Source organism: Nitrospinota bacterium (assembly GCA_009873635.1).
Classification (GTDB): domain Bacteria; phylum Nitrospinota; class Nitrospinia; order Nitrospinales; family VA-1; genus LS-NOB.
Map to the genome: position 1 here is coordinate 45,473 of WAHY01000010.1, position 14,137 is coordinate 59,609.

Annotated in this window: 17 protein-coding genes and 1 tRNA gene; 13 read left to right on the forward strand and 5 right to left on the reverse strand. The window is 42.4% G+C overall.

Translation table 11 applies throughout. From position 1 onward, the window contains the following. Window positions 1-7: 7 nt before the first annotated feature. The 8 genes from F3741_07755 (at window position 8) to F3741_07790 (ending at window position 6,795) form a co-directional block, all read left to right on the forward strand. A complete protein-coding gene (locus tag F3741_07755; GenBank protein MZG30686.1) occupies window positions 8-328 on the forward strand; it encodes a YbaB/EbfC family nucleoid-associated protein in 321 nt (106 codons plus the stop codon). A gap of 104 nt (window positions 329-432) precedes the next feature. Continuing rightward, complete coding sequence (recR, locus tag F3741_07760) at window positions 433-1,035, forward strand: recombination protein RecR (GenBank protein ID MZG30687.1); 603 nt, start codon at window positions 433-435, stop codon at window positions 1,033-1,035. A gap of 136 nt (window positions 1,036-1,171) precedes the next feature. Continuing rightward, window positions 1,172-1,246 (forward strand) — tRNA-Asn (locus F3741_07765). Between the two features lie 136 nt (window positions 1,247-1,382). Continuing rightward, on the forward strand, window positions 1,383-2,366 hold the full coding sequence (gene hemB / locus F3741_07770; protein MZG30688.1) for a porphobilinogen synthase: 984 nt from the start codon (window positions 1,383-1,385) through the stop codon (window positions 2,364-2,366). A 54-nt stretch (window positions 2,367-2,420) separates the two neighbouring features. Next, on the forward strand, window positions 2,421-3,236 hold the full coding sequence (gene lgt / locus F3741_07775; protein MZG30689.1) for a prolipoprotein diacylglyceryl transferase: 816 nt from the start codon (window positions 2,421-2,423) through the stop codon (window positions 3,234-3,236). A gap of 227 nt (window positions 3,237-3,463) precedes the next feature. Then, window positions 3,464-4,504 (forward strand): DUF4325 domain-containing protein, encoded by a 1,041-nt coding sequence (locus F3741_07780; protein ID MZG30690.1) that lies wholly within the window; start codon window positions 3,464-3,466, stop codon window positions 4,502-4,504. Between the two features lie 109 nt (window positions 4,505-4,613). Further along, window positions 4,614-5,294, forward strand: a complete 681-nt coding sequence (locus F3741_07785; protein MZG30691.1) for a thermonuclease family protein — start codon at window positions 4,614-4,616, stop codon at window positions 5,292-5,294. Window positions 5,295-5,355: 61 nt separating this feature from the next. Further along, window positions 5,356-6,795 carry a sigma-54-dependent Fis family transcriptional regulator gene (locus tag F3741_07790; GenBank protein ID MZG30692.1) on the forward strand — a complete coding sequence of 480 codons (1,440 nt, stop codon included), beginning with the start codon at window positions 5,356-5,358 and terminating at the stop codon, window positions 6,793-6,795. A 182-nt stretch (window positions 6,796-6,977) separates the two neighbouring features. Here the strand turns inward: F3741_07790 and F3741_07795 are convergent, their stop codons facing one another. Next, window positions 6,978-7,157 carry a hypothetical protein gene (locus F3741_07795; GenBank protein ID MZG30693.1) on the reverse strand — a complete coding sequence of 60 codons (180 nt, stop codon included), beginning with the start codon at window positions 7,155-7,157 and terminating at the stop codon, window positions 6,978-6,980. Window positions 7,158-7,301: 144 nt separating this feature from the next. On the opposite strand from F3741_07795, the gene F3741_07800 reads away from it, so the two are divergent. The 4 genes from F3741_07800 to F3741_07815 all read left to right on the forward strand — a co-directional run bounded on the left by F3741_07800 (window position 7,302) and on the right by F3741_07815 (window position 10,342). Beyond that, complete coding sequence (locus F3741_07800; protein MZG30694.1) at window positions 7,302-7,694, forward strand: cyclic nucleotide-binding domain-containing protein; 393 nt, start codon at window positions 7,302-7,304, stop codon at window positions 7,692-7,694. Window positions 7,695-7,830: 136 nt separating this feature from the next. Then, window positions 7,831-8,202, forward strand: coding sequence for a cyclic nucleotide-binding domain-containing protein (locus F3741_07805; GenBank protein ID MZG30695.1), 372 nt, complete (start codon window positions 7,831-7,833; stop codon window positions 8,200-8,202). Window positions 8,203-8,550: 348 nt separating this feature from the next. Next, window positions 8,551-8,940: a cyclic nucleotide-binding domain-containing protein gene (locus F3741_07810; GenBank protein ID MZG30696.1), complete on the forward strand. Its 390-nt coding sequence runs from the start codon at window positions 8,551-8,553 to the stop codon at window positions 8,938-8,940. A gap of 115 nt (window positions 8,941-9,055) precedes the next feature. After that, window positions 9,056-10,342: a U32 family peptidase gene (locus tag F3741_07815; protein MZG30697.1), complete on the forward strand. Its 1,287-nt coding sequence runs from the start codon at window positions 9,056-9,058 to the stop codon at window positions 10,340-10,342. A 19-nt stretch (window positions 10,343-10,361) separates the two neighbouring features. On the opposite strand, the gene F3741_07820 is transcribed toward F3741_07815, so the two are convergent. Continuing rightward, window positions 10,362-10,559, reverse strand: a complete 198-nt coding sequence (locus F3741_07820) for a hypothetical protein (GenBank protein MZG30698.1) — start codon at window positions 10,557-10,559, stop codon at window positions 10,362-10,364. A gap of 203 nt (window positions 10,560-10,762) precedes the next feature. On the opposite strand from F3741_07820, the gene hpnH reads away from it, so the two are divergent. Beyond that, window positions 10,763-11,770 carry an adenosyl-hopene transferase HpnH gene (gene hpnH, locus F3741_07825; GenBank protein ID MZG30699.1) on the forward strand — a complete coding sequence of 336 codons (1,008 nt, stop codon included), beginning with the start codon at window positions 10,763-10,765 and terminating at the stop codon, window positions 11,768-11,770. A gap of 134 nt (window positions 11,771-11,904) precedes the next feature. Here the strand turns inward: hpnH and F3741_07830 are convergent, their stop codons facing one another. The 3 genes from F3741_07830 to F3741_07840 form a co-directional block, all read right to left on the reverse strand. Further along, window positions 11,905-12,354 carry a pentapeptide repeat-containing protein gene (locus F3741_07830; protein MZG30700.1) on the reverse strand — a complete coding sequence of 150 codons (450 nt, stop codon included), beginning with the start codon at window positions 12,352-12,354 and terminating at the stop codon, window positions 11,905-11,907. Window positions 12,355-12,449: 95 nt separating this feature from the next. Continuing rightward, window positions 12,450-13,295 (reverse strand): tetratricopeptide repeat protein, encoded by an 846-nt coding sequence (locus tag F3741_07835; GenBank protein ID MZG30701.1) that lies wholly within the window; start codon window positions 13,293-13,295, stop codon window positions 12,450-12,452. 177 nt (window positions 13,296-13,472) lie between these two features. Next, a complete protein-coding gene (locus F3741_07840) occupies window positions 13,473-14,012 on the reverse strand; it encodes a hypothetical protein (protein ID MZG30702.1) in 540 nt (179 codons plus the stop codon). Between the last annotated feature and the right edge of the window lie 125 nt (window positions 14,013-14,137).

The following is a 14,137-nucleotide window of genomic DNA, read 5'->3' on the forward strand; positions in this document are numbered from 1 at the left end:
TGTATTTATGAGCGATAGCAGCTGGCTTTCAATATTCAAACAAGCTCAAGACATGCAGTCCAGGCTTTCTGAAATTCAGGAAGGGCTCGCTGAGAAAACGGTAGAAGTGTCCACCGGGGGCGGTATGGTAAGGGTGGTTGCAAATGGACTCAATGAAATAGTCTCGGTTCATATCGATGACGAGTTGATTAATATGAGTGACCGGGAAGTTCTTGAAGACCTGATAGCTGGCGCCATGAACGAAGTTCAAAAAAAAGTGAAAGAACTGGCGCAGGGCGAAATGTCCAAATTGACAGGTGGACTGAAAATTCCCGGACTCTTTACTTAAGGGCGCCTCTAAAAATTGCCATAAAGTATAAATATTGAAATATTAGGGTTCTCTTTAATGAGTTTGTTGAAAATTTTAGACAAGAACTGTTGGGATGTCTCACCGTGAAACGACCTGCCGCTGTTACCAACCTCATAGATGAGTTAAAAAGGCTGCCTGGCATTGGTCAAAAAACCGCTGAACGGTTGTCATTTTTCCTGATGCGAGGAAAAGCCGAGCAGGCCCATAAACTTGCCGCAGCAATCCAAAACCTGAAGGAAAAAATAGTTCTTTGTTCGGTTTGTCATGGTATCACTGAGCCCGACCCTTGTGATATTTGTTCAGATACTTCCCGCGATCATTCTCAGGTTTGTGTTGTAGAAGAACCGCACGATGTATATGTGATGGAAAACATGGGTTATTTCAAAGGAGTTTATCATGTGCTGATGGGGGTGATTTCTCCTCTGGATGGTATAGGGCCTGATGACCTGAATATTGAAGGATTGAAAGATAAGGTTGAAAAACAGGAAATCAAGGAAGTCATTCTGGCAACCAATCCTGATATGGAAGGGGAATCTACAGCCGTCTATATTTCAAAAGTTTTAAAACCTTTTTCACAAGTCAAGGTTACACGAATAGCCCGGGGTCTTCCGGTTGGCTCAGATATTGAGTATGCCGACTCGGTGACACTGCTGAAATCCCTGGAAGGCAGGATGGAAATGGGCTAACGGCTTGCCGCATGGGCAATGAGTGGCTAGTGGTCCGTCGTGTTGGAAAATCTAATTTTTTGGCTTCAAAACACCTTGACATTATGATACAAAACAATTAAATTTCAGTGTTTTAGTTCAATTCAAAAAATACCATTCCGGTGTGGCGCAATGGTAGCGCAATCGGCTGTTAACCGATGTGTTACAGGTTCGAGTCCTGTCACCGGAGCCAGTTTTTTCCCTTTAACAAGGGTATAAACCCGCAAACCCTGTCGAATTTTCGGCAGGGTTTTGCTTTAGGTTGCATTGGCCAAACTGATTCGCTATTCTTCTTCATGTTGTTTAACCTACTGAAATAAGAAATACTTATGATTCAGCGACCGCGTAGAAACAGACTGAACCCATCCATTCGGGGACTGATCCGCGAATCGCAGGTGAGTTCTGCCAATCTTGTCTGGCCGGCTTTTGTTCAGGAGGGTAATAACCTGCGCAGTCCTATTGTTTCCATGCCGGGCATTTCACGCCTTTCCATTGATGAATTGGTGGCCGATTGCCAACAGGCATTTGATTTGGGAGTTCCGGCGGTTGCCCTCTTCCCCGCTTTGGAAGACTCGTTGAAAAACTCTGAGGGAAAGGAAAGTCTCAATCCCAACGGACTGCTGCAACGTGCGGTGAAGGAATTGAAAAAAACCATTCCAGGTATGCTGGTGATTACCGATGTGGCGTTGGATCCTTATTCCAGTGACGGGCATGATGGGCTGGTTAAGGATGGCATAATAGTGAATGATGAAACGCTGCCTCTGCTTGCGGGGATGGCCGTGGCACAGGCAGAAGCGGGTGCCGATGTGGTGGCCCCTTCCGATATGATGGATGGACGGGTTGAGGCCATTCGCTGGGCTCTGGATGAAGCCGGATTCCAGGATGTATTAATCTGCAGTTACTGTGCGAAATACGCGTCGGCATTTTATGGTCCGTTTCGTGATGCTCTCGATTCGGCTCCTAAAGAGGGTGATAAAAAAACTTATCAAATGGATCCCGCCAATGCCCGTGAAGCAATACGGGAAATCATGCTGGATGAGGAAGAGGGTGCAGACTGGATACTGATTAAACCGGGTCTGCCCTATCTGGATATTATTAGGTTGACGCGAGAACACACGGTTTTACCTGTTGCTGCTTATCATGTTAGTGGTGAGTTTGCCATGCTCAAAGCCACCGCAGAAAAAGGCTGGCTTGATTATGATAGTTGTTTGATAGAATCGCTCCTCAGTATGCGCCGGGCAGGAGCAGACATGATCTTCACATACGGCGCCATCGATGCCGCAAAACTTTTAAGCGACACAAACACCAAATAGCAGTTTTATCTCAGCTGATTTACTTCCGCCACCTTAACAGCCAGGTTTGAGACTATGGCAAGCCCCAGTTACTGGGTTCACGATCTGGACCCGTTCCTAATTCAATTTTCAGAGAACTTTGGCATCCGTTATTACGGGTTGGCCTATGCGTTGGGTTTTCTGGCTGGAATGTGGTTGTTGCACCTTTTCTGTAAACATGGAAAAGCGGCTCTCACGCCTGAACAGCAGTCGTTCACGATCACCGCTATGATGATCGGTGTATTGCTGGGTGGGCGTTTGGGTTATTCCCTGTTCTACGCCCTGAATGAAACTTTGCATAGACCCTGGACCGTATTTCAAATTTGGAAAGGGGGCATGGCCAGCCATGGCGGGTTCATCGGTGTGATTGCGGCCTGCTGGTGGACAGCGAAAAAACTGAAGATTTCTTTTTTACAACTTGGGGATATCTTATGCCCTCTGGTTCCTCCGGGAATTTTACTGGGACGCATTGCCAATTTCATCAATGGAGAATTGTGGGGCAAAGTCACCAACGTTTCCTGGGCGGTGATCTTTCCTCAAAGTGCCCTGCCGGGAACTCCTTTTGATCAAATCGCGTCTCGGCACCCTTCGCAACTTTATGAGGCTGGCCTGGAAGGAGCATTACTGCTGATCTACAGCCAATGGCGGCTGTGGAAAACAGATGTTCTGAATTATCCCGGAAGATTGACTGGAGAATTTCTGATTATCTATTCCGTGGTGCGGGTCTTTGGTGAACAGTTCAGAGAACCCGATGCGCCGCTCATTTTTGACCTCAGCCGGGGCAGTTTTTATAGCCTGTTTCTGCTTGCCGGTGGACTTTTCCTCGTTTTTCGATCCAGAAAAACAGCTTAGTTCTACGGGTTCGCCCCTACCCGATTGCAACCCATTATATTCCAATACTCCAATCGTTATAATCAGGCCTACAAATAGTTATAATAAAAATATCATATAGTTATAAAAGCTAAATACACTATATAGAGTATAGTTTTAATATAGATTTCTCATTTAACGTCTTTTGACAGACAAATTATAATTAGTTATAGTTATAATTAACATTAGTTATAAAAAAGGATTCAAAAATGGTCAAGAATCAGGCTGAAGAAATACGCACCTATTTATTAGCAAAAATACCGGTGCACCCGAAAAATATTGTCGCCAAAGCTTCTAAGGCGTATGCGTGCAGCCGCATGACGGTCCATCGGCATCTGAATCGCCTGATACGCGATGGAAAGATCATCAAAACCGGTACCACCAGACAGGTGCAATATTATTTAATATCTGAAAAGAATAAAGAGATCATTGTCTCATTGAGAGATGGTGTTGTGGAGGAGCATAAAGTCTGGCAGGAAAATTTTTTAAAGGATTTTGAAACATTACCCCAAAATATTCTGGAAATTTGCGAATACGGTTTTCTGGAAATGCTCAACAACGCCATCGACCATTCAGAGGGAAAGGCCGTCGTTATCAGTACAGAATGGGAGCCTGATTCCGTTAAGATAGAGTTTGGGGATGATGGCATTGGAATATTCCAAAAGATCAAAAAAACCTTGAGCCTTGAAGATGAAAGAGAAAGCGCCCTGCACCTTTCGAAAGGCAAATTCACGACCGACCCGGAGAACCATACCGGTGAAGGCATATTTTTCACTTCCCGAGCATTCGATGATTTTTATATAACTTCAAGAGGTATGGCTTATCGGAAGGATAATGTAGTCGAAGACTGGTATATAGAAAAAGTAAAAAACTCTAAATTTTCCGGAACGGGTTTGGCAATGGAAATTGCTCTGGATTCAGAAAGAAAAATGCAGGAGGTTTATAATGAATACCAGCAAGAGGGTTCTGACGGAATAGAAAAGTTTGATAAGACTCATATTTTAGTGCAATTGAGCATGTTGGGTGACGAACGCTATGTTTCACGCTCACAGGCAAGACGCATCTGTTTAGGTCTGGAAAAATTCAAGCATGTTGTTCTCGACTTTAAAAACATTTCAACAGTGGGCCAGGGCTTTGTCGATGAGGTGTTTCGCGTGTTTCAGTCCAAGCACCCCCGGATAAAAATCACATACACCAACGCCAATGACGATGTTCAATTCATGATCGAAAGAAGCCTCCCTGTTCTGTAGAGAGACCGTAATTATGGTGTCTAAAGCCTGGAACAGGGTTGCTTGCCAGTTCAAGTTATTGCCAGATGGACCCATTGCCAGCGGCGGCTCGCCGGTGTAAAATTTTATTATGGGAATAAAGACGGGTTTATTAGTTCTGATGTTGTTTCTGGTTCCGCAGGCGGAGCTGACGAAGATCAACGGCGAAGTGACTCTCGTTCGCGATGGAGACACGTTGACCGTTAAAACAAAACGCGACAAATTATTTAAGGTGCGTTTGGCCGATATTGACGCACCGGAAATAGGTCAGCCTTTTGGCAAGCCTTCCCGCAGACTTGCATCTGATTTGGCTTTGCATAAAACGGTGCGCGTGAACTATACCTTTAAAGATAAATATGGTCGTTTGATAGGAGAAGTATTTTTACCCGATGGCAAACTATTGAATGAGGAGATGCTTAAGGCAGGCCTGGCCTGGCACTACCGGGTTAAGCACCCCCATAGCAGTTTTCTTGAAAAACTCGAATACAAGGCGTGGAAAAAACAGTTGGGACTTTGGGTCCAGGAGAAACCGATTCCACCGTGGGAATTCCGTCGGGAAAAAAGGCTACCATCTCCTCCCTCCCGGCCAGAGAATATGGATTATGACCTGTTTTTGTTATATGGCCTGGTGGGAAACCCCAAGACTCTTGTTTATGAGTGGCCGGAATGTGAAGGCTATCCTGAAGATACCAAGGGTTATCTTAGTTTCGGAAACCTTCTTGAAGCCGAAACCCTGGGGTACAGGGCTTCCTCAAGGTGTGAAACAGAATAATTATTTTCCTAATGGTAAAATCCATATGATCACCGGAAAAACCATAACGATATACTAAACCATGCCAACTAAAGACCTGTTATTTGTTGTGGATACGGACATACCTCATCGAGACATGATGGCGGGATGGCTTCAGGACCAGGGTTATCGGGTTAAAGTTTTTGATAATGGAGAGCTTTGTCTGAATACCCTGGATGAAAACCCGGGTGCAATTTGTTTAGACATCAACATGTCAGAAGGACTGGATATTCTCAAGCAATTAAAACTGGCTAACAGGGATATTCCTATTTTAGTGGTGACAAAGAATGATGCGGTGGATTCTGCTGTGGAGGCTATGAAAATAGGCGCGTTCGATTATATGGCAAAGCCCGTGGATAAGGTTCGCCTGAAAACGAATGTAGACAGGGCCATAGAAATGCACACGATGGTCAACAAGATCCAGCGGTTGCAAGGTGAACTGAAGCAAACGTATTCTTATAAAAACATTGTAGGGCAGAGTGACTCCATGAAAAAGGTGTTTGCCCAGATAGATGAGGTTTCAGCGATCAACATCAATGTTTTTATCAATGGGGAAAGTGGAACCGGAAAGGAGTTGGTAGCAAAGGCTTTGCACTTTAACAGTGCCTACAAAACGGGAGATTTTGTTGCGATAAATTGCGGCGCTATTCCCGAAGAGCTTCAGGAAGCCGAATTTTTTGGTCATGAAAAGGGAGCTTTTACCAGCGCAGATGATTCACGTGTTGGAAAACTGGAAGTCGCTAATGGGGGCACCTTGTTTCTCGATGAAGTGGGGGAAATGCCTCCTAAAATGCAGGTAAAACTTTTGCGTTTTTTACAGGATAAAAGTTTTGAGAGGGTGGGTGGTAATAAAAAAATACATGTGGATTTAAGAATCATTTCTGCGACAAACAGAGACCTGGAAGAAGCTGTCCGAAAAGGAAAGTTTCGAGAAGACCTTTATTACAGGTTGGTGGTTTATTCGATATCAATACCTCCGCTTAGAGAGCGTAGAGAGGATATTCCTATTCTGATCAATCATTTTCTCAAAAAATACAAATCGGATATTACTAAAAAAATCACAACGGTCAGTTCCTATGCATTGGAAGCGCTTGTCCGTTATATCTGGCCGGGAAATGTGCGGCAGCTGGAAAATGAAATATACAGAACCATGGTTTCAACTCGAACCGATACGGTGCAAATAGAAAACCTCTCCCCTGAAATTCAAAAGTTTCGCGCTGGATATGTGGGTGAAGATAACCGTTTCATACCTGCGCAGGAAAACCCCGAGCCAGCTTTTCCCGCAACCCCCACCCCTGTAAAACAACCGATACCTCGTTCCGTCCCTTCACCCGACTCATCAACATTTGACGAAATTGAGAAACGGGCGTTCCTGGAAGCGCTAAACCGGGCGAATGGAAAGGTTCCGCAGGCTGCGAAGGAATTAGGAATCAGTCGGGCTACATTTTATAGAAAAATTAAAAAATACCGTCCTCCCAACTAGGAAAACTACTGTCTCAATCTGTCTCAAATAGTCTCATATTGATACAATTTTGTCTCATAATGAGACAAAATCTCACCGGGATAGACTTCACCTTCCAGTATTCACTTTCAATAAAAACCCTTATTTATTGTCACTTATGGGTTTTTACCCCCTGCCTGTCGGGGTTTGGCATAACTTATGCTTTATATATTGATATAAATAAAGATAGTTAATTGAGGTGAAATAATGACAGCAGCAACAACAATTAAATCCAAAGCGAAAATCAAATCACGAAAATCAGCCAGGTCTTCTGAGCGGAATGCAGAAAGTTCTGTCCCTAAAAAGAGGGGTGTGGCCAGAAAAAATTCGCCTTGGAAAGCCATATTAATTTTCCTGATCTTTGCGGGTTTGGTGGCATATATGTTCTCCCCGAACGTTCCGAATTCGCAAAGATCGGGTTCTCAAAGTTCATCTGATAGTGGATTTGCTAAAACCTTGGCTAAATAATTTTCAGGCTTATAGCGTATATGACAAATCAAGTTGAAACTTTGAAATATAAAAAAGGCGAGCCCATTATTCGTGAGGGTGAAAGAAGCGACTGCGCCTATATTCTGGAATTTGGGTCCGCTGAAGTTTACAAATCTCTTCCAAACGGCGAACAACAGTTTTTAGGAGTTCTAAAATCAGGAGATATTTTTGGGGAACTGGGGCTGATTGATGGACTTCCCCGTTCGGCATCTGTCAAGGCGCTTGATACTTGTAGAATTCAAAAAATATCGCATGAGACTTTTAATTCGCTTGCTCAGCAAAATCCCAAGGCTTTAATGCCGATTTTAAAAGTTATTGCAACTCGGTTGAGACAAACCTTGAAGCTGGTCAACAGGCTTGAAAATAAGAGGCTGGAGCCAGAGGCAGTCTAGCCAGGTTCATATTTTATCCCTTATTATTTTTACTTTCAAAAAATCTTAACATTGGTTTTGCTGTTCCCAACGGTGTTTTGCTTCTCAAAAAATACTTAATTCTTCCTATTACCAGATCAATATAGATGGAGTAAAAATGAAAAAACAATATTTCAAAAGAGGCGCACAAATCATAAAAGAAGGTACCTTGAGTGACTGTGCCTATATCATTGACTCAGGAAGCGTAAGGGTTACTAAAACCTTGAGCACAGGTGAAGTACAAACTATAGGCACTTTACAGGAAAATGATATTTTTGGGGAAATGGGTTTAATTGACAACCTTCCTCGATCTGCCAACGTGGTAGCTTTGGAGGATTGTTCCGTATCAGTGATGACTCAGGAGGCTTTTCAATCACTTTCAAAACACAACCCCGGGGCCTTGGTTCCTGTTTTAAAAGTTCTTGCGAAACGTCTGAGAAAAACGTTAAGCACTATTGAAGAGCTTGAAGGCTCTAAAAGCTTTTCATGAAAAATCAGGATATATCAGGAGTTGGTTTGAATTCTAAGAGACAATAATTTTGGTGTCTAAAGCCGAGAACAGGGTTGTTTGCCAGTTCAAGTTATAGCTAGTTGGCCCCACGCCAAGTGGATTGATATAAATTATTTCAAATTTTCAATGGTTTGTGCAGGATCTGCAATGCCAATATGCAGATCCTTTTTACTTTTATTGTTGTTTACAGGCTCTTTTGCGAGCACAGGCTTATATTGCAATTATATACTTAAAGAATTACACTAGAGGACCATAAATTTCGCCAGGTTCATAGCTCTGAGCCAAAGGTTATTATATTCCCGGTAACGAACTCGTTGGGTTGTTTTTATGAAAACAGTATATTTCAAAAAAGGCGAAGAAATAATTCAGGAAGGAACCCTGAGTGATTGTGCCTATATTATTGACTCTGGTCAGGTTGAGGTTTCAAAAAAAAAGCCAAATGGTGAAAAGCAAATTATAGGTATACTCCAAGAAAATGATATTTTTGGAGAAATGGGGATGATAGATGGGTTTCCACGCTCTGCCACTGTAGTGGCTTTGGAAGATTGTACAATTTCGATCATGACTCAGGAAGCATTTAATTCCCTGGCTCAACATAATCCACAAGCTCTTATGCCCATACTTAAAGTTTTGGCAAAAAGGCTTAGGGCTACCTTGTCGCTTGTAGAAGAATTGCAGGAAGGCAAGCCTTCCTCACATTTGAAAGACCATATTTAACACTCCTTTGTATTTTAAATTTATTCAAACTATCCATTTTATTTGAGATTATTGCAGTGAAGCGCTTCTTTGGTGTAAGCTGGAAAGCTGAATAATACAAAATGGCAATAAGGTTATGACCCCAGAACTATTAGCGCCTGCTGGCAGCCCTGAAAAATTGAAATACGCTTTAGCTTATGGCGCGGATGCCGTGTATGCAGGCATCCCAAAATTTTCGTTACGGGCGAGAGAGAATCCCTTCAAAAATGACTTGCTTGAAGATGCCATTGCCTACACCCATGATAAGGGCAAGAAGATTTATGTTACAGCTAACATTCTTCCGCCTAACAGAAAAATTGCATCCTTTAAAAAGTCCTTGGCTCAACATGCTGAGTTAGGGCCTGACGCATTCATCATGGCTGATCCGGGAATGATTCAGTTTGCTCTAAAGGAGTTTCCCCATATTCCTGTTCATTTGTCGGTTCAGACGAATACTATGAACTGGTCATCCGTTGAATTTTGGTACAACCTTGGGGTTAAGCGGATCATTTTATCGAGAGAACTTTCTTTAGAAGAGATTCAGGAAATTCATGAGCGGGTTCCGGGTATGGAACTCGAGGCTTTTGTGCACGGGTCGATTTGCATTGCTTATTCTGGGCGGTGCCTGTTGTCGAATTATTTTAATCATCGTGATGCAAATCAGGGTACCTGTACAAACAGTTGTCGATGGGAATTTAATATTAATGAAGAAACCGGAACGGAAACCGAGCAATATCAACCCCTGAAGGGTAATTATGCCATTGAGGAAAATCAGCGGGATGGAGAAATGATGCCTATTGATGAAGACGAACATGGCACTTATATCATGAACTCCAAAGATCTTAGGGCGGTAGAATATTTAAAACCGCTTCGTGAGTCTGGTGTCATGTCATTTAAAATTGAAGGCCGTTCGAAATCTATTTATTATTTGGCCATGGTTACCCGGGCTTATCGAAAAGCTATCAATGATATTACAGAAGGGAAATCATTTGATCCAAGTTTACTTGGAGAAATAAATAAAACAGCGAATCGGGGTTTCACATCGGCATTTCTAATTTCTCCTTCCAACAGAGAAACAGAACGGTTTGATTCGCCACAGGAAAATGACCAGCCTCAGGTATTTGGTGGCCAGATTGTTAATGAGAGACCAGGCTGGATAGAGGTAGATGTGAAAAACAGAATTGAGTTGGGAGATGAAGCAGAATATATTTCTCCCAGCGGGCAACACAAGTTTTCTATAAGTGCCATGGAAACCAGTGCTGGTGAAAAAAAGAATGTAGCGCATGGTGGCAATGGAACTGTTTGGATCGGGATTGATTGGCAGGCAGAACCTTTTTCTCTATTAAGTCTGTTGCAAAAAAGCGGGACCCTAGAGACAACCTGAAACTTATCGGCAGTTATATTCACTTATGGTTGTTTTCGTCCGGGTGGGTTTTGGTGGTTTCTGCCCAGTACAGGGTGAGCAAAACCCCTATGACTAAAGCCAGTCCCAACCAGCCTGAAGCTGTATGAATCCCATAATCGAAAATATCTTTTGCCAAAGTTCCGTCAATAGCTATTGCTACCAAGACAAAAACAATAAAGAAAAACAACTTTTTCAAAATTGATTTCCGGTTAAAGGGTCTTTTGCCAATATACGTATGTTATGGCAAAAATCTATAGGTTTCATTTTAGAGTCAGGGATAAAGTTCTTTATTCCCCAAACAATCTGGCTTTATAATAAGGTTTTAAAATTTTAACAAGAAATCTTGTTGGTGCAATTGATTATTTCCTTACTTAAACAATTTAATTGGATTTTAATTACATGTCTGTCCCGCTGATACAAGCGTTGAAAATAGGAACTTATATTTTCCGGCAAAAACTAAAGGGGAACAAGCGTTATCCACTTGTGATGATGTTAGAGCCTTTATTCCGTTGTAATTTAGAATGTATTGGTTGTGGAAAAATTCAAAAACCCAATGAAATTCTAAAACAGAATATGACCCCTGAGCAGTGTTTTAAGGCCGCCAAAGAATGTGGTGCTCCTGTTGTCTCTATTGCAGGTGGAGAACCGTTGATGCATCCGCAAATTGTGGAAATCGTCAAAGGCCTGGTTGCGATGAAACGTTTTATTTATTTATGCACCAACGCCATTCTCCTTAAGGATTTTCTAGACCAGTTACCCGTATCACCTTATTTAACCCTTTCCATCCACCTTGATGGCATGGAAGAAGAGCATGACCGCATTGTTGACCAGGAAGGAACTTTCAAACTGGCTATTGAGGCGGTCCGGGAAGCTAAGAAAAAAGGATTTCGAGTAACCAGTGCAACCACATTTTTTGATGACACAAGTGTGGAAATGGCAGAGCAGTTTCTTGATTTTTTAGTTCCTTTAGGGATAGATGGTGTGACCATGGCATCTGCATTTCGCTATCCTGACGCACCGGATCAGGACCATTTTTTTGCACGGCGACGCACGTTTGAATTTTTTGACAAATTGTTGGAGAAAAATAAAAAAGGGCGATGGGATTTAAATCATTCGCCACTATACTTACAATTTTTGCGTGGTAAAAGAGATTATTCCTGCACTCCCTGGGGCAACCCGAATTATTCTGTATTAGGTTGGCAGAAGCCCTGCTATCTTTTGGACGATGGATATGCAGAATCTTTCAAAGAGTTGATGGAAACTACAGAGTGGGAAAACTACGGGCACCAGAATAATCGTAAATGTGCGGATTGTACTGCCCACTGTGGATATGAAGCCACTGCTGTTGAAGATGCGACCTCCAGCTTAAAAGGGATGTTTGATTCTGCCAAAATGGTTTTTCAGTAGTTCTGATCCTGGGAACATACCCCTTCTTGCCATATCAAGATTTACACTTTTCCAGTATTCATTTCCATACCATGAAGGGCTTATTGAGTCTTGGAAATTGGATAATTTCCAGTTGAGGCATTTTTCTTCTCTCGTTAGAGAGTGGTTTTTTCATCGGTGTGGGCTGTTGCCAGTTGTTCCTGTGTGAGCCCTTCAGCCATTTTCAGGTTGGCACCTTCGAGTCTGGCGTCTTTAATATCAGCCTGAAGAAAATCAACGCGAACAAGATTGGCATTTTTCAAATCAGCATTTTTCAGATTGGCCCACCGAAGATTGGCCCCACGTAAATTAGCCCCCTGTAATGTTGAATTCTCAAGGTTGGCATTTTTTAAGTAGGCTCCGTACAAATTGACCCCCTCAAGGTTCGCGTTGCTGAGATCAGCACCCACCAGCACAGCTCCTTTTAGATAACAACCTTCCAAGTTAGCGGGTTTTCCATCCTGACCGTTTGAATTCAGCCAGGTTTTGTGGTCGGTAAGAATGGCTTTTAATTCTGCAGCCGTAAAAGTGTTTTCTTTGGAAGTTTGGGAGTCAATATTATCCATCCCGGTATTGTACATCCGGAGAATTTAGAACTGCAAGTATTCCTGCGCGAAACTATTGGGAGCTGAATCCCTCCCTTGGTATTGTCAAAAATATTTTAGGAGGAAAAAGCTTTATTATAAAGTTCCTGAAACTTTAAATTTCCAGGGTCGGCCTGAATAGCTTTCTCCAGGTTTAGTTTGGCGGACTCTTTATTATTGGTTTTAAGGTGGGTATTCGCAAGCTGGTAATAGGCTTCAGTGTATGTTGGGTTGATATTTAATGATTTTTGAAATGAGTCAATAGCTTTTTGAAACTTTCCATTAGTTTGGTAAAGGATTCCCAGGTTGAAATGGGTGAGCATTCCATTTGTATCAATTTCAAGGGACCTTAATAGTGTTTTTTCGGCTTTTTCCAAGTCTCCTTTGAGCCGGTAGCTGTCTCCCAGGTTATTCAGGTAAGTAGAGTTTGTAGGCTCATAGGCAATGGCTTTTTGATAATACTCGATAGCTTTTGGGAAATCGTTGTTCGCTTTGTAAATATTTGCGATATTATTCAATGCTTTAGAGTCATTATCATCAGGGTTGATGCCTACTGCGTGCTCCCAGCTTTTCAGAGCTTTGTTTTTGTTCCCCGAAGTGAGATGAACCATACCAAGATTGATATGGGCCTGAACGTCTTTTGGGTCTAATTCAATAGTTTTTTGAAAACTGTTTTTAGCCTCTTCATATTGTTTCATTCCGAAAAGGAGAATGCCTTTTTTCCTGTATAGTTTTGGATCTTCCGGATTAAACTTTATGGCCAGATCAAATTCTTCCAAAGCATTTTTGAACAGATTCAACTGTGCCATTTCCAATGCTAATTTATAATGCGATTGCGATTGTTTCGCATCAATTTTTATGTCTTGGTTAGAACAGGCAAAAAATAAAGAAGAAATTACAACGAGGAAAATTGAGCGTCTCATAGTTCAGATCCTTTGAACAATAAGGTGAAAAAAAGGGGCCAGCCATCAATGGCCGGCCCCTGAGGTGAAGATTTGATTCTAACAACCGGTCTAGTTGATACCTCGACCAGCCGGAACAAAACCATCAGCTCTGCCACCCGCAGCAACATTAGTGAGGTTACCACCAACAGTGGAATCCTACATGTCGCCGATAAACTCCATGGCAAATCCCGTAGTGTTTTGTTCTATAACCACCGAACCCCAGAAGGATAACATCGTAGCATCACGATATCCATCACCAGCCCCAAGAGGATCAGCACCTGTCAAGGAATTTACATCAGTGGCTATTGGATCGATGCGAACATGTCCATGAGTAAAATTGGTGGTTCCACTAATGAACTGTCCGGTCGGAATACTGGTCGGATTAACCGTTGCGTGATTCGTGCTTACGAGAAATACTCTGGTCGTTGATCCTGAAGTGATGGTGAAATCCACTGCTGTACCAAAAGTACTGTTCTCACTGGTGATGGCGTTTACAGTTAATCCAATCTGAGAGGCCATACCTGAAAGTGAGGTGTGACTCACAGCAATAAAGGTATAGGAACCAGAATCAGACTGCCAGTAAGGAGATACAATTCTACTTCTATTCTCTATCGCGAAAGCGTTTCCTGCCAAGAGGGCCAGAAAGGCTAAAATCGCGATTAATTTTGAAAATCGCTTTGTCAGCTTAGTTTTCATTATACTTCTCTCCTATTGTATATATGCTTCAATTGAAAGTGATATCTATTTTGGGTAAATCTTCAAAACAAGTTTTTCCAGGCGCCTCCTTTCAAAAATTTGGTTAACAAGATAATTTATATTGA